The sequence below is a fragment of the Micromonospora sp. CNZ297 genome (assembly GCF_007827625.1).
Genome location: NZ_VISU01000004.1, coordinates 180571 through 205279, shown reverse-complemented (window position 1 = coordinate 205279; position 24709 = coordinate 180571). Strand labels below are relative to the sequence as shown.

The 24709-nt window shown below is 73.5% G+C and carries 22 protein-coding genes; 16 read left to right on the top strand and 6 right to left on the bottom strand.

Annotated elements, in window-relative coordinates:
• Window positions 1–33: 33 nt before the first annotated feature.
• Entirely contained in the window at window positions 34–258 is a 225-nt protein-coding gene (locus FB454_RS09820; protein WP_013284612.1) for a hypothetical protein, read from the bottom strand.
• Window positions 259–506: 248 nt separating this feature from the next.
• Between FB454_RS09820 and FB454_RS09815 the strand changes: the two genes are divergently transcribed.
• A complete protein-coding gene (locus FB454_RS09815) occupies window positions 507–2087 on the top strand; it encodes a Rieske 2Fe-2S domain-containing protein (RefSeq protein ID WP_145753146.1) in 1581 nt (526 codons plus the stop codon).
• Window positions 2088–2196: 109 nt separating this feature from the next.
• Window positions 2197–2835, top strand: a complete 639-nt coding sequence (locus tag FB454_RS09810) for a TMEM175 family protein (protein WP_049794868.1) — start codon at window positions 2197–2199, stop codon at window positions 2833–2835.
• A gap of 68 nt (window positions 2836–2903) precedes the next feature.
• On the opposite strand, the gene FB454_RS09805 is transcribed toward FB454_RS09810, so the two are convergent.
• The gene (locus tag FB454_RS09805; RefSeq protein ID WP_145822895.1) at window positions 2904–4499 is read right to left on the bottom strand and encodes a phytoene desaturase family protein; all 1596 of its coding nucleotides are present in this window, start codon (window positions 4497–4499) and stop codon (window positions 2904–2906) included.
• A gap of 124 nt (window positions 4500–4623) precedes the next feature.
• Here FB454_RS09805 and FB454_RS09800 point away from each other — a divergent pair, with 124 nt between their 5' ends.
• Together FB454_RS09800 and FB454_RS09795 are read left to right on the top strand one after the other, a co-directional pair.
• Window positions 4624–5043, top strand: coding sequence for a 50S ribosomal protein L7/L12 (locus FB454_RS09800; RefSeq protein ID WP_145822851.1), 420 nt, complete (start codon window positions 4624–4626; stop codon window positions 5041–5043).
• Window positions 5044–5147: 104 nt separating this feature from the next.
• Window positions 5148–6317: an alkaline phosphatase PhoX gene (locus tag FB454_RS09795; RefSeq protein ID WP_145822850.1), complete on the top strand. Its 1170-nt coding sequence runs from the start codon at window positions 5148–5150 to the stop codon at window positions 6315–6317.
• A 10-nt stretch (window positions 6318–6327) separates the two neighbouring features.
• Here FB454_RS09795 and FB454_RS09790 read toward each other — a convergent pair whose 3' ends face one another.
• On the bottom strand, window positions 6328–7170 hold the full coding sequence (locus tag FB454_RS09790; protein ID WP_145822849.1) for a YhjD/YihY/BrkB family envelope integrity protein: 843 nt from the start codon (window positions 7168–7170) through the stop codon (window positions 6328–6330).
• 51 nt (window positions 7171–7221) lie between these two features.
• Here FB454_RS09790 and FB454_RS09785 point away from each other — a divergent pair, with 51 nt between their 5' ends.
• The 5 genes from FB454_RS09785 (at window position 7222) to ispG (ending at window position 11920) form a co-directional block, all read left to right on the top strand.
• Entirely contained in the window at window positions 7222–7767 is a 546-nt protein-coding gene (locus FB454_RS09785) for a GNAT family N-acetyltransferase (RefSeq protein ID WP_145822848.1), read from the top strand.
• Between the two features lie 188 nt (window positions 7768–7955).
• Window positions 7956–8147: a hypothetical protein gene (locus tag FB454_RS09780; RefSeq protein WP_145822847.1), complete on the top strand. Its 192-nt coding sequence runs from the start codon at window positions 7956–7958 to the stop codon at window positions 8145–8147.
• 129 nt (window positions 8148–8276) lie between these two features.
• Window positions 8277–9491 carry a 1-deoxy-D-xylulose-5-phosphate reductoisomerase gene (dxr, locus tag FB454_RS09775; protein WP_071096366.1) on the top strand — a complete coding sequence of 405 codons (1215 nt, stop codon included), beginning with the start codon at window positions 8277–8279 and terminating at the stop codon, window positions 9489–9491.
• The gene (locus FB454_RS09770; protein WP_013284622.1) at window positions 9488–10735 is read left to right on the top strand and encodes a M50 family metallopeptidase; all 1248 of its coding nucleotides are present in this window, start codon (window positions 9488–9490) and stop codon (window positions 10733–10735) included. The genes dxr and FB454_RS09770 overlap by 4 nt, the downstream gene beginning before the upstream one ends.
• 9 nt (window positions 10736–10744) lie before the next feature.
• Window positions 10745–11920, top strand: coding sequence for a flavodoxin-dependent (E)-4-hydroxy-3-methylbut-2-enyl-diphosphate synthase (gene ispG / locus FB454_RS09765; protein WP_013474403.1), 1176 nt, complete (start codon window positions 10745–10747; stop codon window positions 11918–11920).
• 58 nt (window positions 11921–11978) lie between these two features.
• Here ispG and FB454_RS09760 read toward each other — a convergent pair whose 3' ends face one another.
• Window positions 11979–12653 carry a winged helix-turn-helix transcriptional regulator gene (locus tag FB454_RS09760; protein ID WP_013474404.1) on the bottom strand — a complete coding sequence of 225 codons (675 nt, stop codon included), beginning with the start codon at window positions 12651–12653 and terminating at the stop codon, window positions 11979–11981.
• Between the two features lie 129 nt (window positions 12654–12782).
• Between FB454_RS09760 and FB454_RS09755 the strand changes: the two genes are divergently transcribed.
• Window positions 12783–13601, top strand: coding sequence for a class I SAM-dependent methyltransferase (locus FB454_RS09755; RefSeq protein ID WP_145753140.1), 819 nt, complete (start codon window positions 12783–12785; stop codon window positions 13599–13601).
• A 48-nt stretch (window positions 13602–13649) separates the two neighbouring features.
• On the opposite strand, the gene FB454_RS09750 is transcribed toward FB454_RS09755, so the two are convergent.
• The gene (locus FB454_RS09750) at window positions 13650–14237 is read right to left on the bottom strand and encodes a PadR family transcriptional regulator (protein ID WP_013474406.1); all 588 of its coding nucleotides are present in this window, start codon (window positions 14235–14237) and stop codon (window positions 13650–13652) included.
• A 120-nt stretch (window positions 14238–14357) separates the two neighbouring features.
• Between FB454_RS09750 and FB454_RS09745 the strand changes: the two genes are divergently transcribed.
• The 6 genes from FB454_RS09745 (at window position 14358) to FB454_RS09720 (ending at window position 23607) form a co-directional block, all read left to right on the top strand.
• Window positions 14358–15584, top strand: a complete 1227-nt coding sequence (locus FB454_RS09745; protein ID WP_145753138.1) for an MFS transporter — start codon at window positions 14358–14360, stop codon at window positions 15582–15584.
• 64 nt (window positions 15585–15648) lie between these two features.
• A complete protein-coding gene (locus FB454_RS09740) occupies window positions 15649–16488 on the top strand; it encodes a GNAT family N-acetyltransferase (RefSeq protein ID WP_030269880.1) in 840 nt (279 codons plus the stop codon).
• A gap of 93 nt (window positions 16489–16581) precedes the next feature.
• Complete coding sequence (locus FB454_RS09735; protein ID WP_013284629.1) at window positions 16582–17280, top strand: ATP-binding cassette domain-containing protein; 699 nt, start codon at window positions 16582–16584, stop codon at window positions 17278–17280.
• Window positions 17277–19427: a YhgE/Pip family protein gene (locus FB454_RS09730; RefSeq protein ID WP_145753136.1), complete on the top strand. Its 2151-nt coding sequence runs from the start codon at window positions 17277–17279 to the stop codon at window positions 19425–19427. The genes FB454_RS09735 and FB454_RS09730 overlap by 4 nt, the downstream gene beginning before the upstream one ends.
• Window positions 19428–19437: 10 nt before the next feature.
• A complete protein-coding gene (locus tag FB454_RS09725; protein WP_013284631.1) occupies window positions 19438–20031 on the top strand; it encodes a TetR/AcrR family transcriptional regulator in 594 nt (197 codons plus the stop codon).
• A gap of 90 nt (window positions 20032–20121) precedes the next feature.
• Window positions 20122–23607, top strand: a complete 3486-nt coding sequence (locus FB454_RS09720; protein ID WP_145753134.1) for an ABC transporter ATP-binding protein — start codon at window positions 20122–20124, stop codon at window positions 23605–23607.
• Between the two features lie 33 nt (window positions 23608–23640).
• Here the strand turns inward: FB454_RS09720 and FB454_RS09715 are convergent, their stop codons facing one another.
• A complete protein-coding gene (locus FB454_RS09715; RefSeq protein WP_145753132.1) occupies window positions 23641–24708 on the bottom strand; it encodes an NADH:flavin oxidoreductase/NADH oxidase in 1068 nt (355 codons plus the stop codon).
• Window position 24709: the final 1 nt, after the last annotated feature.

The window sequence follows — 24709 nt, the reverse complement described above, 5'->3', positions numbered from 1 at the left end:
GGGCCCTTCGCGCACTACCGTGGGCGCCGCGCGTCAGGACCGCAGGCCGTTGCGGCGCAGCACGGCGTCGCCGATGACGATGGCGATCAGCAGTCCGGCGATCCCGAACAGCCAGATGTGCTCCACCCGGCCCTCCTCGATCCCGCAGAGCGCCATCAGTACCAAAGCCACCGCCGACAGCACCGCACCGATCCGTCCGGACTTGCGGTGTCCGGGCTTGTGCTGATCTGGCGCGGTTACCGGCTCGTCTCCTGCCACTGTCGGTCCTTCCCTCGCGATCGGATCTCCGATCAGTCTGGCACGGCCCGAACCGGGCCCGGCGCAGGGTCCGACCTCCTGTGCCGGGGATGACCCGGGCGGGCGACAGCGGGCGGGCGGCACGGCCCGGGTCGTTGGTCCCGTACCGGTGGGGGCGGTTGGCCACTACCGGCGTCGCGGGACGGCGAGCACACTGCCTCCGGTAGCGTCTTGACGTACACCTTGATGCCTTTTTGAGGAGGACTGCGGTGCGAGTGACCGGTACAGGGCATGCCAGCATGCGGATCGACACGGCCGCGGGCAGCATCCTGTGCGACCCGTGGGTCAACCCCGCCTACTTCGCCTCGTGGTTCCCCTTCCCGGACAACTCCCTGCTCGACTGGGCGACCCTCGGCCAGGTCGACTACCTGTACGTGTCGCACCTGCACCGGGACCACTTCGACGCGAAGCACCTGCGTGACTTCGTGTCGAAGGACGCCACCGTCCTGCTGCCCGAGTTCCCCACCTCGGAGATGGAGGACGAGTTCCGGGAGCTGGGCTTCACCAAGTTCCTCAAGGCCCCGAACGAGCAGGTCGTGGAGCTGCCCGGCGGCCTGAAGATCATGATCCAGGCGCTGACCAGCCCGACCGACGGCCCGATCGGCGACTCCTCGCTCTGGGTCGAGTACGACGGCGTCCGGCTGCTCAACCAGAACGACGCCCGCCCGACCGACCTCAGCGTGTTCGCCGAGCTGGGCCACGTGCACGCGCACATGCTCCAGTTCTCCGGCGCGATCTGGTACCCGATGGTCTACGAGCTGCCGCAGGCGGCGAAGACCGCGTTCGGCAAGCAGAAGCGGGACCGGCAGTTCGACCGCACCTGGCGCTACATCGACGACCTGAAGGCCGACCACGTCTTCCCGATCGCCGGCCCGCCGTGCTTCCTCGACGACGAGCTGTGGCAGTTCAACGACATCTTCGGCGACGAGGGCAACATCTTCCCCGACCAGTCGGTGTTCCTCGCCGAGTACGCCAAGGTCGGCGGCACCAACGGCATCGTGTTGCTGCCGGGCAGCGTCTCGGAGATCACCACCGAGGGCGCGACCACCACCCACCCGGTGCCGGTGGAGGAGTTCTTCGCGAACAAGGTCGCCCACCTGGAGGAGATGCGGGAGCGCAAGCGCGGCGTCATCGAGGCCGAGAAGGCGTCCTGGCGGCACCCCGAGGTCGACGTGCTCGGCGAGATGAAGCGCCGGGTCGAGCCGCTGCTCGACGAGTCGATCTACCTGGCCAAGGGCGTCGGCGGGCCGGTCCGCTTCGACCTGGTCGGCTACGACGGCGAGAGCGTCGAATCCATCGTCGTGGACTTCCCCGGCAAGGAGGTCCGGCCGTACGCGGACGAGAAGGTCCGCTACCGGTTCCGTACCGAGCGGGCGCTGATCGAGCACCTGCTGCACATCGGCGAGGTGGACTGGGTCAACTCCCTCTTCCTGTCCTGCCGTTTCTCCGCGGCCCGCATCGGCCAGTACAACGAGTTCGTCTACGCCTTCTTCAAGTGCCTGTCCGAGGAGCGCCTCCAGTACGCCGAGGGCTGGTACGACGAGCACGAGCGGGCGGTCGACGCCGAGGACATCACGCTCGACGGCTGGGTGGTGCAGCGGCGCTGCCCGCACCTGAAGGCGGACTTGAGCCGGTTCGGCATCGTCGACGGCGACCAGCTCACCTGCCAGCTGCACGGCTGGAAGTTCGACCTGGCCAGCGGGCGCTGCCTGACCAGCGTCGGGCACAAGATCCGCGCGCACCGCGCCGACGCGGAGACCCCGGCGCCGGCCGGGGAAGCGGCCATCTGACGAGTTCCGCCCCGTCCGCCGTCCCCGGCACGCGACCATCTGTCGTGAGGGGGGCGGCGTGACGGGTGCGGACAGGGAACCGGCGTACCGGTTCGGGCGCGGCAACGAGATGGCGCGCGACGCCTCCCGGGTGGAGGCGTTCAGCGACGCGGTGATCGCCATCGTGCTCACCCTGATGGCCGTCGAGCTGCTGTCGTTCGACCCGGACACGCCGCAGGACGACGGGCTGCCGGCCGCCCTGCTGCACGAGTGGCGCGCCTACCTGGCGTACGTGATCACGTTCGCCATCGTCGGCCAGGTCTGGCTGACCCACCACAACATGTGGCGTTACGTCCGCCGGGTCGACCAGATGCTGCTGGTGCTGAACCTGCTGCTGCTGATGTTCGTGGCGGCGATCCCGTTCACCGCGGACCTGCTCGCGGACAACCTGCGCGGCACCGTCGGCGACCAGCGGCTGACCGCCGCGCTGTACGCGGGCGTGGTGCTCGGTGAGGCGCTGTTCTTCAACCTGAGCTGGTGGTGGGCGCGCCGCCGCGGGCTGCTGCAACCGGGTTTGGACCCGAGGCTGGCGCGGGCCGTGGCCCGCCGGTTCCGCCTCGGGCCGCTGCTCTACCTCATCGCGTTCGCGATCGTGTTCGTCGACCCGGTGCTGAGCCTGCTGGCGTACCTGCTGCTGGTCGGCGTCTACCTGGTGCGCGGGCCGGGCGACCTCCCGCCCGCCGGCCAGGAGGCGCCCGAGACGCCGTGAGCGGTTGTTGAGGCGGTTGTTAAGAAGGGGCCCTTCCTCTACCGGAGGCGTTAATAAGGGGCCCTTCCTTACATCTCGGCGAGGATGCGGCGGGCCGCGTTGTGCCCGGCCGCGCCGATCACGCTGCCCGCCGGGTGGCAGCCGGCGCTGCCCGCGTACACGCCGTCCACCCCCGTGGCGTACGGCATCCGGTCGGTGAACGACACCGTGTTGTCGACGTGGTGGATGTGCCCGCCGGTGATGCCGAAGTGCGCCTCGATGCCGGGCGGCGGCAGCGGCACCGCGTCCGCGACCAGGTCACCGGCGCCCGGGGCGTACCGCTCGCAGATCGCGATCAGCCGCTCCACGTAGCCGGGCAGCGCCGCCTCCCAGGTGGTGCCGGCCAGCTCGTAGGGGACCGACTGCACGAACAGGGCCGACGAGTGGTGCCCCGCGTCGTCGGACAGCGACGGGTCGACTGTGGTGTGCAGGTACCACTCGATCGTCGGCTCCTCCGGCAGCCGCCCGGCCCGCACGTCCGCCCACATGCCGCGCAGCGCCGCCATCGGCGACTCGCCGCCGTCGCCGACGAGTGAGGCCGAGCCGGGCAGCAGGTGGATGGTCGACCCGAACGGGCTCGGCGCGTCGTCCGGCAGGCAGGAGAAGCGCGGCAGCCCGGTCAGCGCCAGGTTGAGCTTGAGCGTGGTGCCGGGTCGGCGGACCGCCGCCATCCGCGCGCCCAGCTCGGCCGGGAGCGCGCCGTCGGGCAGCAGCTCCATCAGCCGGTACGGGTCACAGGCGCCGAGCACCACGGAGGCGTCCACCTCCCGCCCGTCGGCGAGCGTCACCCCGGCGGCGGCACCGGAGGCCAGCCGGATCGCTGTGACCGGCGCGTCGGCCACGATCCGCGCCCCGGCGCGCACGGCGGCCTCGGCGAACGTGCGGGACACCGTGCCCATGCCGCCCCGGGTGATCATCCAGGTGCCGTCCGCGCCCGGCAGCCGGCACATGTTGTGCACCAGGAAGTTGTGACCCGTTCCAGAATCGTCCGGGCCGGCGTTGAGCCCGGACAGGCCGTCGGTGACCGCGTACATGCTGACCAGCAGCTCGGAGCGGAAATCGAAGCGGGCCAGGTGGTCGGCGACAGAGCCGCGTACCAGGTCGACGAAGACCTGCCGCAGCGCGGGCCGCACGTAGCGTTCGGCGGTCTCCTCGACCGGCAGCGGCTCGGCCAGCCACGCCGGGGCGAGATCCTCCCGCAGCTGGGCCAGCTCGGCGTGCAGCGCGTCGTCGGCTGCGACGTCGGCGGGGGAGAACATCTCCGCGAGCTGCCGCCGGCTCGCCGCCACGTCGCTGCCGGCCAGCAGGTACGGCGAGCCGAGCCCGCCCGGCGTGGGCAGGAAGTAGTGCGGGTCGCGGCGCAGCACCGGGATGGTCACGTCGAGCGTGGCCAGCAGCTCCGGCGGCATCAGCCCGAGCAGGTACGACCCGGTGGAGTGACGCAGCCCCGGCACCTTCGGGAACGGGTTCTCGGTGCGGGTCGCCCCGCCGATCACCGCTGACGCCTCCAGCACCAGCACGTCCAGGCCGGCGCGGGCCAGCAGGATCGCCGAGACCAGGCCGTTGTGTCCGGCGCCGACCACCACGACGTCGGCGCGGGACGGCAGCTCACTGGCGTCGCTCATGGAGTGCGGGCTGGGCATGCGCTCACGGCCCTCGCTTCGCTCGGTGCGTTCGCTCATGCCGCGGAGCGTAGCGGCGGCCCGTCCCGGACGGGAGGGTTCGCGGCGGGGCGCTACCGTTCCGGGCATGTCCCCGGCTGTTCAGATCGCGCTCGCGGTGGCGCTCGTCGTGGTGGTGCTCCTGCTCCTGCTCGTGCTGCGGCGCGACCGTCCCCGGGACCTGGTCGCCCCTGATCGCCCGGCCGGCGACGGGCAGGCCGAGGTGCTCCGGCTGGCCCGCGCGGGGCGTACGGTCGAGGCGGTCAAGGTGCTGCGCGAGCAGACCGGGCTGTCGCTGCTGGACGCGAAGCGGGCGGTGGACGCGCTGGCGGCCGGCGGAACCTGGTCGCCCGGCCCGCCGGCCCCCGGAAAGGGTGTCGACGACGCGGTGCGGGCCGAGGCCACGCGGCTGCTGTACCGGGGCAAGAAGATCCAGGCGATCAAGGTGGTGCGGGAGCACACGCACATGTCGCTCGCCGACGCGAAGCGGTACGTCGAAGGCCTCTGACGCCGGACGGCCGTCACCCCGCGTTCACCCTATAGTGGCAGTTGTCGATGCATTTTCGTCCTACCGTCGACGGGACACCCACCGCCTCCGGGAGGTAATCCCCGATGGATCGTCGTACCGTCCTGCGCGCCACAGCCGCCGGTGGCGCCGCCGCTCTCGCCGGTGGTCTCTGGGCCGCCGCGGCCGCCCCGGCCCAGCCCGCCCAGCCCGGCCCCGGCCCGTACGGCGACCTGCTGGCCGCCGACGCCAACGGCCTCCAGTTGCCGGCCGGCTTCACCAGCCGGGTGATCGCGCGTTCCGGTCAGCGGGTCGCGGGCACCTCGTACACCTGGCACCCGGCGCCCGACGGCGGCGCCTGCTTCCCGGCCGGCGACGGCTGGATCTACGTCTCCAACTCGGAGGTGCCGCTCGTCGGCGGCGCCTCGGCGGTGCGGTTCGCCGCCGACGGCGCGATCGCCGCCGCGTACCGGATCCTCGGCGGCACGAACGTCAACTGCGCGGGCGGACCGACCCCGTGGGGGACGTGGCTGTCCTGCGAGGAGGTGCCGCTGGGCCGCGTCTTCGAGACCTGGCCGGAGGGCGGCCGGGCCGGTGAGGAGCGGACCCGGATGGGCCGCTTCAAGCACGAGGCGGCGGCCTGCGACCCGCAGCGGCGGGTGGTCTACCTGACCGAGGACGAGGGCGACGGCTGCTTCTACCGGTTCGTCCCGGACACCTGGGGCGACCTGCGCACCGGCCGGGTGCAGGTGCTCTGCGCCCCGGACGGCCAGGTGACCGGCCCGGTGACCTGGCGGGACCTGCCGGACCGCGACGGGTTCCCGGTGCCCACCCGCTACCAGGTGGCCGCGGCGCAGACGTTCGACGGCGGCGAGGGCTGCTGGTACGCCGACGACACCTGCTGGTTCACCACCAAGGGCGACAACCGGGTGTGGGCGTACGACGCGGTGAACCAGCGGCTCGACCTCGCGTACGACGACTCGCTGGTGCCGGCCGGGGCCGCGCCGCTGACCGGCGTCGACAACATCACCGGCACCGCCGGCGGTGACCTCTACGTGGCCGAGGACGGCGGCAACATGGAGATCAACGTGATCACACCGGCCGGTGTGGTGACGCCGTTCCTGCGGCTGCTCGGGCAGTCCGAGTCGGAGATCACCGGGCCGGCGTTCTCGCCGGACGGCAGCCGGCTCTACTTCTCCTCGCAGCGCGGCACCAGCGGCGCCCGGGCCGGCACCGGCGGCATCACGTACGAGGTGCGCGGCCCGTTCCGGCGCTGACCTCCCGCCGTCAGGCGCGGGCCGCCTCCCGGGTGGCCCGCCAGCGGCTCGCCGCCAGCGTGGCCGAGTAGCCGGACAGCACGATCACGTGGAACAGGTACAGCCAGAGCAGCACCGCCACGCCGCCGCCGATCTCGTCGAACCCGCCGAACGGCACGCCCAGGTCCAGCGGCAGCGAGCAGAACAGCACGAAGCCGTGCAGGAAGCCGGACAGGTTCGCCGCGGTGAACGAGCCCAGGGCCACGGTGGCGAGCCAGTCCGGGGAAGCCGGGCCGACCACCCGGAACACCCAGATCAGCACCGGTGTGAGCACCAGCCACACCGCCAGGAACGACAGCACCACGCCGAGCGCGCCGACCCAGCCGCCCTGGCGTACCAGCCGGGTGGTCAGCGGCAGCCCGAGCAGGATCGACAGCAGCAGCGCCGGGGCCGGCGCCAGCAGCGGGAGCAGCAGCAGGCGGCCCCGCCAGCCGACCAGCGCGCCGGACTCGGCGCGCGGCTCGGCCACCGAGACGAACGCGCGGCGCAGCCCTTCGCCGTAGAGCGAAGCCGGCAGCAGCGAGGCCAGCGCCAGCAGCGGGGTCAGCCCCAGACCGGCCTCGACGAGCGCGGCCGCCGCCCGGTGGGCGCCGATCTCGGTGGGCAGCGTGTCGATCGCGTACCCGGTCAGCCGCCGTACCCGGTCCGCCCCGGCGAGCAGCCCGGTCAGCCAGATCGCCAGCAGCGCCACCGGCACCACGGCGATCGCGCCGTAGAAGGTGATCGCGGCGGCGTGCAGCGACAGGTCGCGACCGCGGACCGGCCGGAACGCCGCCGCCGTGATCCGCTTGGTCCGTGCCCACCCGTCGCCCATCGCCCTCTCGTTCCCCGTACGCCCCCGCGCCACGCATTACGATCCGGCGGCATGACGATCGCCACGACCGACCGGCTGGTGCTCCGGGACTGGACCGAGTCGCCGGACGACCTGGCCCGGATCTATGACATCTACTCCCGGGACGAGGTGATGCGCTGGCTGGGCGGCGGCAAAGGGCGGATGACCGACCCGTCCGAGGCGCGCGAGCGGGTCCGGATGTGGCACGAACGCTGGACGCCGTACGGCGGCCGGTGGGGCCTGTGGGCGATCGAGCCGCGCGACGGCGGGCCGGTGGCGGGGAGCATCCTGCTCAAACCGCTACCGGGACGCGACGGCGTCACTCTCACCGATGACATCGAGGTCGGCTGGCACCTGCACCCCGACGCCCAGGGCCGCGGCTACGCCACCGAGGCGGCCCGCGCGGTGCTGAAGCGCGAGTTCGCCGCCGGCACCCCGAGGGTGTACGCGGTGGTGATGACCGGGAACGACCCGTCGATGGCGGTGGCCCGGCGCCTCGGCATGACGCAGGCGGGTGTGCGCACCGACTGGTACGGCGGCGTCGAGCTGGAGACCTTCGTCCTGGAGCGCCCCGCCTGACCGTTCGGCGGAGCTGCCCCCGCCCCGGCGATCATGAGGTTGGCGGCGACAAATCGGACCGCCGACGCCGCCAACCTCATGATCAACGGGAGTGGCGGTGGGGACGGACAACGTGTGCGAGCAGGGCGGATCGGGGCAGCGCCGCTAGGTGAGGGGTAGCACGATCACCCGCTGAGGGGGTGAGCCCGATGGCCCAGGCCGCATTCGCGCCCGAGCCGGCACCGCAGCCCGCCGAGCCGTCGTTCGACGTGCTCCGCTGGCACGACGAGCCCTGGACCGGGCAGCTCGCTCTCGATCTCCTACCGGAGACCAACGGCCCGAAGGTCGAGTTCAGCGTCGACCCGGCCGACCTGCTCGACGAGGAGGCGCCGCAGGCGTGATCGACACCGGTTCGCCGAAGTGGCGGCATCGCGGCAACCCTGATGCCGCCACCTCGGCGAAGTGGAGTCGATCATGCCGCCGGGCACTCCGGGACGAACCGGGGTGAGGCGCTGGGGAACAATGGTCCGGTGACCACTCCCCGAGATCTCGTGCTGCTCGGCTCGACCGGCTCGATCGGCACCCAGGCCATCGACATCGTCAAGCGCAACCCGGACCGCTTCCGGGTGGTGGCCCTCGGCGCGGGTGGCGGCAACGTGGAGTTGCTCGCCGCGCAGGCGCTGGAGCTGGGCGTGGAGGCGGTCGGTGTGGCCCGCGCGTCCGCCGCGCAGGATCTTCAGCTCGCGTTCTACGCCGAGGCGAGCCGGCGTGGCTGGGCCACCGGCGACTTCAAGCTGCCCAAGATCGTGGCCGGGCCGGACGCGATGACCGAGCTGGCGCAGTGGCCGTGCGACGTGGTGCTCAACGGCGTGGTCGGCTCGCTGGGCCTGCCGCCGACGCTGGCCGCGCTGCACGCCGGTCGTACCCTCGCGCTCGCCAACAAGGAGTCCCTGGTGGCCGGCGGCCCGCTGGTCAGGGCCGCGGTGACGCACCCGGGGCAGATCGTCCCGGTGGACTCCGAACACTCGGCGCTGGCGCAGTGCCTGCGCGGCGGCGCCCGGGGCGAGGTGCGGCGGCTGGTGGTCACCGCCAGCGGCGGCCCGTTCCGGGGGCGGCGGCGTGACGAGCTGACCGCCGTCACGCCGGAGCAGGCGCTGGCACACCCGACCTGGAACATGGGCCCGGTCGTCACGATCAACTCCGCCACGATGGTCAACAAGGCGCTGGAGGTGATCGAGGCGCACGAGCTGTTCGACGTGCCGTACGCCGACATCGAGGTGATGGTCCACCCGCAGTCGGTGATCCACTCGATGGTCGAGTTCACCGACGGGTCCACGCTCGCCCAGGCCAGCCCGCCGGACATGCGACTGCCCATCGCGCTGGGTATCGGCTGGCCGGACCGCGTACCCGGCGCCGCCGCGGCTGTCGACTGGACCACCGCACACACGTGGGAGTTCTTCCCGCTCGACGACGCGGCGTTCCCGGCTGTCGCGCTGGCCAAGGCGGCGGGGGAGGCCGGGCGCTGCCGCCCGGCGATCTACAACGCGGCGAACGAGGAGTGCGTGGCCGCGTTCGTCGCGGGCCGGCTGCCGTTCCTCGGCATCGTCGACACCCTCCAGCGGGTGCTGGAGGACGCTCCCGATTTCGACGAACCAGGTACCGTCGAGGACGTGCTCGCCGCCGAGTCGTGGGCACGGGCGCACGCCCAGGAGATCATCGTCGGGTCGGTGGAAGGAGCTCGATGAGCTATCTGCTCGGGGTGGTGCTGTTCGCCCTGGCGATCCTCATCTCGGTGAGCCTGCACGAGGCGGGGCACATGCTCACCGCCAAGGCGTTCGGGATGAAGGTCACCCGCTACTTCGTCGGCTTCGGCCCGACGCTCTGGTCGTTCAAGCGGGGCGAGACCGAGTACGGCATCAAGGGCATCCCGCTCGGCGGCTTCTGCAAGATCGTCGGCATGACACCGCAGGACGACGACGTCGAGCCGGGGGACGAGAAGCGCGCCATGTGGCGCTACCCGGTGTGGAAGCGGACGATCGTGATGTCCGCGGGCTCGATCACCCACTTCGCCCTGGCCCTGATCGCGCTCTGGATCATCGCGGTGTCGGTGGGGCTGCCGAACCCGAAGTTCCCCAGCACCGAGGCCGGCTTCCGGGCCGAGCCGGCGGTGATCGCCATCGCGCCGTGCGTGGTGGTGGAGAACGCGGCCCGCGCCTGCGAGTCCGGCGACCCGGCCAGCCCGGCCGAGAAGGCCCAGCTCAAGGACGGCGACCGGATCACCGCGGTGAACGGCAAGCCGGTCTCCACCTGGGGCGACATGCTCGACGTGGTCCGGGCCACCCCGCCCGGCACGGCCACCGTCGCCTACGTGCGTGACGGCAAGCCGGCCGAGGCGCGGGTCGACCTGGCCTCGGTGCAGCGTCCGCCGCTGGGCGACCCGAAGGGCGCCGCCTCGGCGGTCTCCGCGCTCGGTGTGGCGCTCTCGCCCAGCACCCCGACCCGGGTCGAGTACGGCCCGGTCGCCGCGTTCGGCGCCACCGCCGACTTCACCGGCACCATGGCCGTGCAGACCGCGCACGCCATGCAGCGCATCCCGCAGAAGGTGCCCGCGCTGTGGAACGCGATCACCGGCGGCGAGCGCGACGTGGACACCCCGATCAGCGTGGTCGGCGCCAGCCGGCTCGGCGGCGAGGCCGTGGAGAACAACGCCTGGCTGGTGTTCTTCATGCTGTTCGTGTCGCTGAACTTCTTCATCGGCGTGTTCAACCTGCTGCCGCTGCTCCCGCTGGACGGCGGCCACATCGCCATCGCCTGGTTCGAACGGGCGCGGTCCTGGCTCTACGCACGCATCGGCCGCGCCGATCCGGGCCGCGTCGACTACCTCAAACTCATGCCGTTCACGTACGCGGTGATCCTGATCGGCGGCGCGTTCACGCTGCTCACAGTCACCGCTGATGTCATCAACCCCATCACGCTCTTCTCAAGGTGAGTGCCTGAAGTGACCGCTGTCAGTCTCGGTATGCCCCCCGTACCGCCGCCGCCGCTGGCCCCGCGCCGGGCCAGCCGCCAGATCATGGTCGGTTCGGTGCCGGTCGGTGGTGGCGCGCCGGTCTCGGTGCAGTCCATGACCACCACCCTCACCGCCGACGTCAACGCCACGCTCCAGCAGATCGCCGAGCTGACCGCGTCCGGCTGCCAGATCGTCCGGGTCGCCGTGCCGTCGCAGGACGACGTGGAGGCGCTGCCCGCGATCGCCAAGAAGTCGCAGATCCCGGTGATCGCCGACATCCACTTCCAGCCGAAGTACGTCTTCGCGGCGATCGACGCCGGCTGCGCCGCGGTTCGGGTGAACCCGGGCAACATCCGGCAGTTCGACGACAAGGTCAAGGAGATCGCGCGGGCCGCCGGCGACGCGGGCGTGCCGATCCGGATCGGCGTCAACGCCGGCTCGCTGGACAAGCGCCTGCTGGCCAAGTACGGCAAGGCCACCGCCGAGGCGCTGGTGGAGTCGGCGCTGTGGGAGTGCTCGCTGTTCGAGGAGCACGGCTTCCGGGACATCAAGATCTCGGTGAAGCACAACGATCCGGTGGTGATGATCCGCGCGTACCGGCTGCTGGCCGAGAAGTGCGACTACCCGCTGCACCTCGGTGTCACCGAGGCCGGCCCGGCGTTCCAGGGCACGATCAAGTCGGCGGTGGCGTTCGGCGCGCTGCTGGCCGAGGGGATCGGCGACACCATCCGGGTCTCGCTGTCCGCCCCGCCGGTCGAGGAGATCAAGGTCGGCAACGCGATCCTGGAGTCGCTGGGCCTGCGCGAGCGCGGCCTGGAGATCGTCTCCTGCCCGTCCTGCGGGCGGGCGCAGGTCGACGTCTACAAGCTGGCCGAGGAGGTCACCGCCGGGCTGGAGGGCCTGCCGGTGCCGCTGCGTGTCGCGGTCATGGGCTGCGTGGTGAACGGTCCGGGCGAGGCCCGCGAGGCCGACCTGGGTGTGGCCTCGGGCAACGGCAAGGGCCAGATCTTCGTCAAGGGCAAGGTCGTCAAGACCGTGCCCGAGGCGCAGATCGTGGAGACGCTGATCGAGGAGGCGCTGCGGATCGCCGACGAGATGGGCGCCGAGATTCCCGAGGAACTGCGTGACCTGGTGCCGGGCGGCGCCACAGTCACAGTGCACTGATCTGCTTTTCGCGTCGTCGTGCGGCCGTCCCCGGCAGGGGGCGGCCGCACGCGCCGTCTCAGGGCCGGGGCACGGCGGCGAAGGGGGAGAGGGTGAACCAGCCGGGCGCGGCGCGCCGCAACGCCTCCGGTCCGGCCACCTCCACCGCGCCGCCGCGCAGCGCCGCGGCCCACTCCAGGTCGCCCATCCAGACCTGGACCAGGGCGCGCAGGTCCGCCGTGACGGTCACCGTCACGTCGTGCCCGGGGTCGCTGTCGCAGACGTCGGCCTCGCCCGCGGCGATCACCATCCACCAGTCGCGCTGCGTCGTGGGCACGTCCCGGAAGCGGAACCGCACGACGGTACGCCCCGGCGGAACAGCGTCGTGGTCGACGTGGCGGTGCATGTCCCACAGCAGCAGCTTCGGGTCCAGGTCGGCGTCGCCCAGCTCGCCGATCCAGCGCACGCCCCAGGCGCCGAGCGCCTCCACCACGGGCCGCAGCTCGCGTCCGGCGGCGGTCGGGACGTAGCGCACGTCGGCGCCGTCGACGCGCCGCTCCACCACCCCGGCGCGGACGAGCTGGTGCAGCCGGCGGGACAGCAGCGTGGGCGACATCCGGGGCAGGCCCCGGCGCAGCTCGTTGAAGCGTTCCGAGCCGCTGACCAGCTCCCGGACCACGAGCAGGGTCCACCGCTCGTCGAGCAGTTCCATGGCCTTCGCCACGGGGCAGAACTGGTGGTAGGAGGCCCCCATGGCGGGCACGCTACGCGCGGCCCGCCACCCCGGCCAGCCGCCTGTCGGGAGCGGTACAGATCTCGTACTGGGGGCCGGGTCGTCCGCTGCCTAGCGTCCTGTGCAGGGACGACAGGTGAGGAGCGACCGATGATCGAGGAACGGGAACAGGACGCCGCGGTGAAGGCCCGGCACCGCGCGATGTGGGCGATGGGGGACTACGCCGCCGTGGCCGCGCAGGTGATCCCGGAGCTGGGGGCGACGCTGGTCCGGGCCGCCGGGGTGGCGCCGGGCATGCGGGTGCTGGACGTGGCGGCCGGGACCGGCAACGCGGCTCTGCCCGCGGCCCGGGCCGGTGCGGAGGTGGTGGCCGGCGACCTCACCCCGGAGTTGCTGGCGATCGGGCGGGCGGAGGCCGAGCGGGAGGGCTTGACGCTGACCTGGGAGGAGGCGGACGCGGAGGCGCTGCCGTACGCGGACGCCGCGTTCGACGCGGTGCTGTCGTGTGTGGGCGTGATGTTCGCGCCCCGGCACCGGGCCGCAGCCGACGAGGTGCTGCGGGTGTGCCGGCCGGGCGGGACGATCGGGCTGGTCAACTGGACTCCGGAGGGCTTCGTGGGCCAGTTGTTCGCGGCCATGCGGCCGTACGCGCCGCCACCGCCGCCGGGCGCGCAGCCGCCCCCGCTCTGGGGCGACGAGGACCATGTCCGGGAGTTGTTCGGCGACCGGGTCGACGCGTTCACGTCGGCGCGTGACGCCGTGGTGGTGGACCGGTTCGCCACGCCGGGGGAGTTCCGGGAGTTCTTCGCGACCCGTTACGGGCCCACTGTGGCGGTCTACCGGGCGAACGCCGGCGATCCGGAGCGTACGGCCGGGCTCGACCGGGCTCTGACCGACCTGGCCGCCCGGCACCTGGACGGTGGCGTGATGCGCTGGGAGTACCTGCTCGTCACCGCGCGCCGCGCCTGACGGCACGCCGGTCGTCGTCCGGCCGGCGTGCCGTTCCGGCGGCGGTGCTCACTCGGACTCGGCGAGGATGGCGTAGAGCTTGCGCCGGGTCTCGTCGAGCACCTGGGCGGCACGGGCGCGCTGGTCGTCGGTGCCGGTGGTCATGACCTGCCGCAGCGCCTGCATGGCCTGCGCCCCGGCGTCGCGGATGTCGTGCCAGCTGTTGACGGTCTGCTCGGCGAACTCCGCCCAGGGCGGGGCCTGCGCCGCGCCGGCCGCCTCGGCCTGGCCCGCCTCGGTCAGCGCGAACCGCTTGCGCCCGCCCTCGGAGTCGGGGGCCGTCGCGATGAGCCCCTCGTCCTCCAGCAGTTGCAGCGTCGGGTAGATCGAGCCGGGGCTGGGCCGCCAGGCCCCGCCGGTGCGGGAGTCGATCTCCTGGATCATCTCGTAGCCGTGCATCGGCCGTTCGGTGAGCAGGGCCAGCACGGCCCCGCGCACGTTCGGCCGCCGGCCGCGTCCGCGCCCGCCCCGGCCCCGCCCGTGGCCGTGGGGTCCGGGGGAGAAGGGCGGCGGACCCGGGGGTACGGGCGGGAAGCCGAAACCGCCACGGCGGCGCATCTCGTCGTGCATGGCGTGCATGCGTCGATGGAAACCCATCAGGGCTCTCCTTCTGTCGTCGTATCACTGATGCATCAACGATATATCGGCAATGCATCGCCGACAAGACGTCACGTAACCGGGCTGAAAACCGTACGTACGTACTGTTAGGGTGCCGGTGTGCGCCTGCTTCCCGAACCGGGCCCGTCCCGGACCCTCGCCCTCTCCACGCTCGTCAACACCGTCGGGCGGGGCACCTGGCTCACCGCCAGCGCGCTGTTCCTCACCCGGTCGGTCGGGCTCTCGGTGACCCAGGTCGGTGTGGCGCTCACGCTCACCGCGCTGGTCAGCCTGGTGGCGAGCACGCCGATGGGCTACCTCGCCGACCGCCTCGGCCCGCGCGGGCTCCAGATGGCCGCGTTGCTCGCCTCGGCCGGGTGCACGGCCGCGCTGGTCACGGTGCGCTCGTTCACCGGCTTCCTGGTCGTCGGCGTGCTGATGGCGGTCGCCGACGCGGGCACCCGGGGCGCCCGCGGTGCGCTGATCGCCGGCGCCGTCCCGCCCGACCAGCGGGTCCGCACCCGCGCCTACCTGCGCGCTGTCACCAACGTCGGGATCTCGGTGGGCACGGTGCTGGCCGGGTTCGCGCTCGCCGCCGACACCCGCGCCGCGTACGTCACGCTGATCCTGCTCGACGCCGCCACCTACGTGCTGGCGGCGGCGGTGCTGCTGCGGCTCCCGCCGGTGCCGCCGATGCCCGCCCCGGCGCACGGGCCGCGGCTGATCGCGCTGCGGGACCGCCCGTTCCTCGCCTTCACCGTCCTGGACGGGCTCATGTCCATGCACTTCTCGCTGATCAACATCGCCCTGCCGCTGTGGATCGCCGGGCACACCAGCGCGCCGAACTGGCTGATCTCCGTCTGCCTGCTCGTCAACACCGTGGTGGTGATCCTGTTCCAGGTCCGCGCCTCGCGGGGCACCGAGGACCTGACCGGCGCGGGCCGGGCCGCCCGCCGGGCCGGTGTCCTGCTCGCTGCCGCCTGCGCGCTGTTCGCCGCAGGGGGCGGTGTACCGGTGGCGGTGGCGGTGCCGCTGCTGCTGGCCGGAGCGCTGGTGCACGTCGTGGGGGAGTTGTGGCACGCGGCGGCCGGCTGGGGCATCTCCTTCGGCCTGGCCCCGGCGCACGCACACGGGCAGTACCAGGGCGCGTACGGGATGGGCATGCAACTCGGCTCGATGGTCGCCCCGGTGGTCGTGACCACGCTCGCGATCGGCTGGGGCGTGCCCGGTTGGCTGGTGCTCGGCGTGGTGTTCCTGCTGCTCGGCGCAATGGTGCCGCCTGTGGTGCGATGGGCCGCCCGGACCCGGCCGCCCGCACCCGAACCGGTGCCGGTGCCGGCCGGCTGAGCGCCGTGCGGCAGGTGCCCGGTCGGCCCGCGCACGCCGGGGTGGATCTGGCAGGCTGGTAGCCGTGCTCACCATGCCGGTACGCCAACTGGGGGAGTCGGAGCGCCGCGCGGTCGAGCGGCTGCTCGACCTCGACCCGTACGCCGGTGCGCAGGTCGCCGAGCGGGTGGCGGCGCGCGGGCTGGCCTGGTGGCGGGCCGAGGCGCGGATCCTCGGGTACGGCTCCCGCCGGCACCTGGAGTCGATCTGCTGGCTGGGCGGCAACCTGACCCCGGTGCTCGCGTCCGAGTCGGCGGTGACCGCGTTCGCCGACCAGTTGAGCGCCGAGGAGCGGCTCTGTTCCTCGATCGTCGGCCGCGCCGACGCGGTGCTCGGGCTCTGGGACCGCCTCTCCGCGCACTGGGGGCCGGCTCGGGACGTACGCCCGAACCAGCCGCTGCTGGCGACGGACGCGCTGCCCGCCGTGGCGCCCGACCCGCACGTGCGGCGGGTGCGCGGCAGCGAGGTCGACCTGCTGTTCCCGGCGGCGGTGGCGATGTACACCGAGGAGGTCGGGGTGTCGCCGCTGGCCGAGGACGGCGGGCGCGGCTACCGGCGGCGGGTGACCGAGCTGGTGCGCGCCGGCCGCGCCTACGCCCGTTTCGTCGACGGGCGGGTGGTCTTCAAGGCGGAGCTGGCAGTGGTGACCCGCCGGACCGCGCAGGTGCAGGGCGTCTGGGTGGCGCCCGAGTGGCGTGGCCGGGGCATCGCCGCCGCCGCGATGGCAGCAGTGGTCCGCGACGCGCTGGAACGGGTCGCGCCCACAGTGAGCCTGTACGTCAACGACTTCAACCTGCCCGCCCGCCGGGTCTACGAGCGCTGCGGCTTCCGCCCGGTCGGCACGCTCGCCACAGTGCTGTTCTGAGGATCACTCCCGCCAGACGTCCCGAACCGGACACCCGGCGCTATGCTGGGCATGTTTTTATACTGACCAGTCAGTTCGGAATTCGGGGTCCTGATGAACATCGTCGAGGCCGTCGGCCTGGGTCTGCGCACCCGCCGGGGCTGGGTCTACCGGGACGTCGACCTCACCGCCGCGAGCGGTGAGCTGCACGCCGTCACCGGCCCGCCCGGCAGCGGACGCACCTCGCTGCTGCTCGCGCTGGCCGGGCGCTTCCCGCACAACCACGGCGAGCTGCGCCGCCGCGGCCCGGCCGCGCTCGGCCAGGTCGCGGGCGTGCACGAACCCGACCCGACGCTCACCGTCGCCGAACACATCACCGAACGCCTGCTGCTGCTCGGCCCGGTGCCCCGCCGCCGGCGCCGGCTGGTCCCGGTGGCAGCGGTCCGGGCCCGCCGGGCCTACCGCCGCGACGCCTACGCCGCAGCCATCGCCGGCGCCGGACTCACCGACGCGCCCCTGGACCCCGACCGGTACGGCCGCGACCTCACCCCGGTCGAGCGGCAGGTGCTCGGGCTCGTGCTCGCCAGCCTCGGTGGCCCCAGCCTGATCGTCGCCGACGACGTGGACGCCGGCGCCGACCGGCCCGAGCGGGAGTGGATGTGGGGCGCGCTGGAACGCCTCGCCGACCAGGGGTACGCGGTGGTCGCCAGCGCCCGCGCCGTCGAACCCGGGGTGACCGCCACCGTGCACCGCATCGGCGACCCGGCCCTGCCCGTCCCCGCCCTGACCGTGCCCACCGAGGTGTCCGCATGAGCGTCCTGCGACTGGCCCTGTTCGAGCTGCGCCGGATGACCCGGGGCCGGCTGCCGCGCGCCGCCCTGGCAGTGCTCACCATCGTCCCGCTGCTCTACGGCGCGCTCTACCTGTACGCGTTCTGGGATCCCTACGGGAAGATGGACCGGATCCCGGTCGCGCTTGTCAACGCCGACCGCCCGGCCACCGCCGGCGACGGCAGCGAGGTGCACGCCGGCCGCGACCTCACCGAGAAGCTGCTCGACCGCAAGGTGTTCGGCTGGACCGTGACCGACCAGGCCGACGCCACCAAAGGGCTGCGCGACGGGCGCTACCACCTGGTCTTCTCCATCCCGGAGGACTTCTCCGCCACCCTCGCCGCCGGCCCGGAACCGGACCGCCCGGCCCGGCAGGGCGAGCTGAAGGTCGTCAACGACGACGCCACCAACTACCTCTCCGGGCTGCTCGCCCGGTCGGCGTTCAGCGAGATCCGGGCGGCCGCCGCGCAGAGCACCGCTGCCACGTACTTCGACAAGATGCTGATCGGCTTCACCGACGCCAAGGCCGAGACCGGCCGCGCCGCCGACGGCGCCGGGAAGATCGCCGACGGGCTCGGCAGCTCCCAGCAGGGTGCGGGAAAGATCGCCGACGGGCTCGGTGACGCCGAGGACGGCGCCGGTCAGCTCGCCGGTGGACTCAACCAGACGGTCCAGGGCGCGGACAAGCTCGCCAAGGGCCTCGACCAGCTGCGGACCGGCGCCGCCCAGCTCGCCGACGGCGCCGGGCGCGCCGCCACCGAGACCAAGGCCGCGGCCGCGACCGTGAACGCCGCCGCCGACAGGTACGAGCCGGTGCTGCGCCGCAACGCCGACAAGATCGAGAAGGCGGCCACGCTCGTCGCCGACGGCGCGCAGCAGCTCGCCGCCGGGCTGGACGCGCTACCCGGCAAGGCCGCCGAGGTGGTCGCGACCGCCGAGGAGGTCAGCGGCCGGCTCGACGCGGTCGCGAAGGAACACCCCGAACTGGCCGACGACCCGGACTTCGCCGCCGCCCGCAAGGCCGCCGACCGGGCCGTCACGCAGGCCCGCTCAGTGGTGGCCGCGCTGGACAAGACCGACATGGCCACGTTGCGCAAGCAGATGACCGACGTGGCGAAGACCGCCCGCGAGGTGGCCGCCGCCGCGCCGCACCTGGCCGACGACGTCGCCTCCGCCCGCGCGAAGGTCAACGAGCTGGCCGGTGGGCTCACCACGCTGGCGCAGGGCAGCGCCAAGCTCCGCGACGGGCTGGGCGACGCGTCGACCGGCGCCGACCAGTTGCGCGGCGGCCTCTACCGGCTCGCCACCGGCGCCCGCCAGCTCGACGGCGGCCTGGCCCAGCTCGGCAGCGGCAGCAACCGCCTGGTCGACGGGCTGACCCGGCTGGAGGGCGGCGCCGGCGACCTCGCCGACGGGCTCGCCGCCGGGGAGCGGAAACTACCCGGGTACGACGACGCGGCCACCCGCGCCGGCGTGCTCGGCGACCCGGTCGGCCTGATCCGCGACTCGCAGAACCCGGCCGGCTCGTACGGCGTCGGCTTCGCCCCGTACTTCCTGTCGCTGGCGCTCTGGGTCGGCGCGATGATCACGTACATGCTGTTGCGGCCGGTCAACCGGCGGCACGTGATGTCCGGCGCCCCCGGCTGGCGGGTCGTGCTCGCCGGGTGGCTCCCGGCCGCGGGCATCGGCCTGGCCCAGGTCACTGTGCTCTACACGGTGGTGACGCTCGGGCTCGGGCTCGACCCGCGGCACGGACCGGCCACGTTCGGTCTGCTCGCCCTCACCTCGCTGGCGTTCACCGCGATCATGCAACTGCTCGGCGTGGCGCTCGGCCCGGCCGGGCGGCTGGCCGCGCTGGCGCTGCTGATGCTCCAGCTCACCTCGTCCGGCGGCACCTACCCGGTGCAGACCTCGCCCGGCTTCTTCCAGGCGATCCACCCCTGGCTGCCGATGACGTACGTGGTGGACGGCCTGCGGCACACCGTCAACGGCGGTACGACCGCCCCGGTGGTCACCGCCGCGCTGGTGCTGCTCGCGTTCGGGCTGGGCGCCATGGCGCTCACCGTCGGCGCGACCCGCCGGTCCCGCCGCCTGACCCCGGCCAAGCTGCACCCCGAACTGACCATGTGAGGATGAGCCGGTGACGGACGGACGGACGCGCCGGCGCGAGGACACCCGCCAGCGGCTCTTCGTGGCGGCGGTGGACCTCATCGCCGAGCAGGGCTTCTCGGCCACCACTGTGGACGACATCGCGGCCCGCGCCGGTGTGGCGAAGGGGACCGTCTACTACAACTTCGAGTCCAAGACCGTCCTGTTCGAGGAGCTGCTGCGGCACGGCATCGGCCTGCTCACCGCCGAGTTCCGGGCCGCCGTCGATGGGCTGCCGCCGCTGGAGGCGCTCGGCGCGCTGGTCCGCGCCCAGCTGGAGTACATCCGCCGCTACCGCGCCTTCGCCCAGCTCCTGCTCTCGGAGATGTGGCGGACCAACAGGGAGTGGCAGCAGACGCTGCGGCTGCTGCGCGGCGAGGCCGTCGCGGTGATCGCCGACACGGTGAAGGCCGGCGTGGACAGCGGCGACCTGCCCGCCGACCTGGACGTGCGTACCGCCAGTTCGGCGCTGTTCGGCGTCGGGCTGGTGGTAGCAGTGGACTGGCTGGTCTTCTCGCCGGAGCGGCCGATCGACGAGGTGCAGGAGTCGCTGCTCGGCATCGTCCGGCGGGTCGCCCGGACCTGACCAGCGGTCGGTAATTCGGTTGATTCCGGGCCGCCGGAAGGGTGAGGGTGAGGGCACCGCCCCCACCGATCCGAGTCCGGAGGACCTTCCATGCGCCTGCTCCGAGATCTCTGGGCCACGGCGCCCCGGCGGATGACGGCGGTCCTGCTGCTGATCGTGCTCGGCGCCGCCGGCCAGGCGGCCGCCTCCGCGCTGGCCGGGCCGGTGCTGGTGCACCGCTCGTCCGGGTGGTTCGTCGCGCTCGCGGTGGCGCTCGTCGCCGCTGTCGTCACCGACCTGCTGATCGGCCTGATCATGGCCCGGCTCACCGCCGACTGGTCGGCCGACGTGCGGCGGCGGCTCTGCCGGGTCGCGCTCGGCCAGGACCTGCCCACCCTGGAGACCACGCCGGTCGGCGAACTGCTCGACCGGATCGACAACGACGTCTACCAGGTCGCCGCCGAGATGCGGAACACCGGCGTACGGCTGGCGCAGGGCCTCGCGGTCTGTGTCCTCGCGACGGTGAGCGCGCTGATCGTCTGGTGGCCCGCCGGTGTCGGCATGATCGTGCTCACCTCCCTGCTCGCGGTGACGCTGCGCCGCCCGACCGCCCGGATCGCCCCGGCCCGGATGGCCGAGGAGGAGGCGTGGTCCGACCTCGCCGCAGTGATGGAGGAGGCGGTGCACGGGCAGGACGACGTGCGCACCAGCCTCGCCCGGCCGTACGTGCTGCGCCTCTACGCCCGCCGCGCGGCCGAGGTGATCGCCCGGTGCGGCCGGGTCTTCCGGCTCTCCGCGCGGGTCACCGCGGTCGCCGCCGGCGCGGTCGGGCTCGGCGTCGCGGGCGTGGTGCTGGGCGGCGCGTGGGCGCTGTCCACCGGCCGGGTGGACGCCGCGCGGCTCACCGCGATCTGGCTGCTGGCCGTCGCGTTCGGCGCGACCGTCGAGCAGATCGCCCGCTGGGTGCCGCACCTGCAACAGGCGTTCGGCGCCTGGGGCCGGGTGCAACTGCTCGCCGGATCGCCGCAGGAGCCGGACGGCGGCGACACCCCGGTCGACGGCGACCTGACCGTGCGCGGGCTCACCTACCGCTACCCGTCCGGCGGGGACGACCGCGGTCCGGCGCTGCGCGACGTCCACCTCGACTTCGTCCGCGGGCGCTCGTACGCGCTCGTCGGGCGGACCGGCTCGGGCAAGTCGACGCTGGCCAAGGTGCTGACCCGGGCGGTGGAGGTACCGCGCGGCACGGTGTTCCTCGGCGGCACCGACCTGGTCGACCTGGACGTGGAGGAACTGCGCCGGTGGATCGCCGTGGTGCCGCAGCGCACCGAGATCCTGGCCGGCACGCTCGCCGAGAACGTGGCGCTGTTCGATCCGGAGCTGCTGGACGCGGCCGAGCGGGCGCTGGCCGAACTGGGCCTGGCCGGCTGGATCGCCGAACTGCCCGACGGCGTGCACACCCGGCTCGGCGACGGCGGCTACGTGCTCTCCGCCGGGCAGGAACAACTCGTCGCGTTCGCCCGCATCCTGGTCCGCGACCCGCACGTGGTGATCCTCGACGAGGCCACCGCGCGGCTCGACCCGGTCACCGAGAACCGCGTACGAGAGGCCACCGAACGGCTGCTCACCGACCGGATCGGCATCGTCATCGCGCACCGGCTCTCCTCGGTGCGCCGCTGCGACGAGGTGGTCGTGATGGCCGACGGCGCGGTGCTGGAGGCCGGCCCGCTGCGCGAGTCGGCCCGCTTCGCCGAGCTGCTCGCCACCAGCCACGCCGGGGCGTACGCCGGGGTGGGTTCCCGGCGCGGCGGCGTGGACCTGCTCGACGCGCCCGCCTGGGACGACGCGCCCGCCACACCGGCCGCGCCCTCGACGCGGCCGGCCGCCGTGCCGCGCACCGATCCGCCACCGGCGCCGCCCTCGCCGCCCGCGCGGACCATGCGGGAGATCTTCCGGCTGGGCACCAACGATCCGCGGTACGGCCTGCTCTCGGTCGGCCTGTTCGTCGTGATGACGGTGCTCGGCCTGGACGGCGCGGTGCTGCCCTGGCTCTGGGCCGACCTGGTCGGCGGCGGCGACCCGTGGCTGCCGGCGCTGGGCATCGTGGCCGCGCTGCTGGTGGTGCTGCCGCTGCCGTACCTGACGAACCTGTGGTTCCCGCAGTGGTGGATCCGGCAGATGCTGCGGATCAGCGCCCGGCTGGTGCACGGGCAGACCGGCGCGCGCCGGGTCAGCGGGCACACCCCGGCCGAGGTGGTGGCCCAGGGCGGCGACACCGACCGGGTGGTGCACCTGGCCGACAACCTGATGGACCAGTTCATCTCGCTGGTCATCGTGGTCGCCATGACGCTGGTGACGGGCAGTCTCGTACCGGCGATGTTCTTCGTCGGCACGATGGTGGTGTCCGGGCTGGCGGCGACGCTGTTCGGGCCGCGGCTGGAACGCACCGCGGCAGGGACGGTGAAGGCGCGCGCCGCGTTCGCCACCGCGCTGGTGTCCGCGTTGTCCGCCGCCCGTACGGTCAAGCTGGCCGGCGCCACCCGCCCGGTGCTGCGCCACCTCGCCCGGCTGGACGAGGTACGCAGCGAGCGGCAGCGACGCGAGATCGCCATGCAGGTGTGGGCCCGGTCCACCCCGTCGGTCGCCAGCGGCCTGCTGCCGATCGGCGCGTGGGCGCTCTACCTGGCCGGTGAGCTGTCGGCGGGTGCCACACTGGTGGCCGTGTCCACCCTGGGCGCGGCCCGCTGGTTCGCGTGGACCACCGCGTCACTGGTGTCGCAGCACCCGTCGGCGCGGGTGTGGACCAAGCGGACGGTGGCGATGACCGGCGAGGCCGTGTACGCGGCGCCGGTGCCCGGCCTCGATCTGGTCGCGGGCACCGCGCCCGCGCCCGAGCCGCCGCCCCGGCATCCGCTGTGCCGCCTGGAGCTGTCCGGCTTCGGCGCGCTGCACTCCGACGGCATGCTCGCCGTCCGTGACGTCGATCTGGTGGTCGAGCGCGGGCAACTGGTGCTGGTCGTCGGCCCGGTCGGGTCCGGCAAGTCGTCGCTGCTGCGCGCGCTCGCCGGGATCGTGCACCACGTCGGCGAGCTGCGCTGGAACGGTGACCCGGTCACCGAGCCGGAGATGTTCCTGCGCCCCAACCAGGTCGGGTACGTGGGCCAGCTACCCCGGGTGCTCTCCGGCACGGTGGCCGACAACATCGCGCTCGGCCACCAGGTGGACGCCGCCGGAGCGGTCTCGACCGCCCAGCTCGAACACGACCTGGCCGCGGCCGGGGGCGGGCTCGGGCTGCTGATCGGGCACAAGGGAACCCGGTTGTCCGGCGGTCAGCTCCAGCGGCTGGCGCTGGCCCGGGCGCTCGCGCCGCGTACCGAGCTGCTGGTGGCCGACGACGTGTCGTCGGCGCTGGACGTCAGCACGGAGCTGGCGCTGTGGGCGGCGCTGCGCGAGCACGGGGTGACTGTAGTCGGCTCGACCGCGAAGCGGGCCGCCCTGGTCCGGGCCGACCACGTGGTGGTGCTGATCGACGGCACTGTCGCCGACCAGGGCACCTGGACCGACCTGGAACCCCGCTGGAACCACCTGGCCGGCTGACCGCCCCCACCCCACCGGGCGGGGCGGGGTGGGTCAGAAGGCTCGGGTGTACTGGTCGGGCCAGGCCGGGGTGGCGCCGAGCTTGGCGGCGGCGCGGCGCGGCCAGTACGGGTCGCGCAGCAGTTCCCGCCCCAGCAGCACCAGGTCCGCCTCGCCGCCGGCCACGATCTGCTCGGCCTGCTCGGGCTCGACGATCAGGCCCACGGCGCCGGTCGACACGCCGGCGTCGCGGCGGATCCGGGCGGCCAGCGGCACCTGGTAGCCGGGGCCGACCGGGATGGACGCCTGGACGGCCGCGCCGCCCGAGGACGTGTCGATCAGGTCGACTCCGGTGGCGGCCAGTTCCCCGGCGAGCACCACGCTGTCGTCGACGGTCCAGCCGTCGTCGGTCCAGTCGGTGGCGGAGATCCGGGTCAGCACCGGCACGGACTCGCCGACGGCGGCGCGTACCGCGCGGGCCACCTCCAGGGTGAGCCGCATCCGGGCGGCCCGGTCACCGCCGTAGCCGTCGGTGCGCCGGTTGGTCAGCGGGGACAGGAACTCGTGCAGCAGGTAGCCGTGCGCGGCGTGGATCTCCACGGCGGCGAACCCGGCGTCGAGCGCCCGTCCGGCGGCGGTGGCGAACGCGTCCACCACGGCCGCGATGCCCGCCTCGTCCAGCGCGGTCGGTGTGCGGTACTCCGGCACGAACGGCTGGTCGCCGGGGCCGACAGGGGTCCAGCCGCCCTCGGCGTCCGGCACGCCGCCGCGCCGCGGGGCCCACGGCCGGTACGTGGACGCCTTGAACCCGGCGTGCGCGAGCTGCACGGCCGGGACCGCGCCGTGGGCGGCGACGAACGCGGTGATCGGCCGCCACGCGTCGACGTGCGCGCCGGACCAGAGCCCGATGTCCTGCGGGCTGATCCGGCCCTCGGGCACCACAGCCGTCGCCTCGGTGATCACCAGTCCGGCCCCGCCGACCGCGCGGGAGCCGAGGTGGACCCGGTGCCAGTCGGTGGGCAGGCCGTCGGGCCCGGCGCTGTACTGGCACATGGGCGCCAGCGCGATCCGGTTGGGCAGCGTGACGCCGCGCAGGGCGAGCGGGGTGAACAGGGCGCTCATT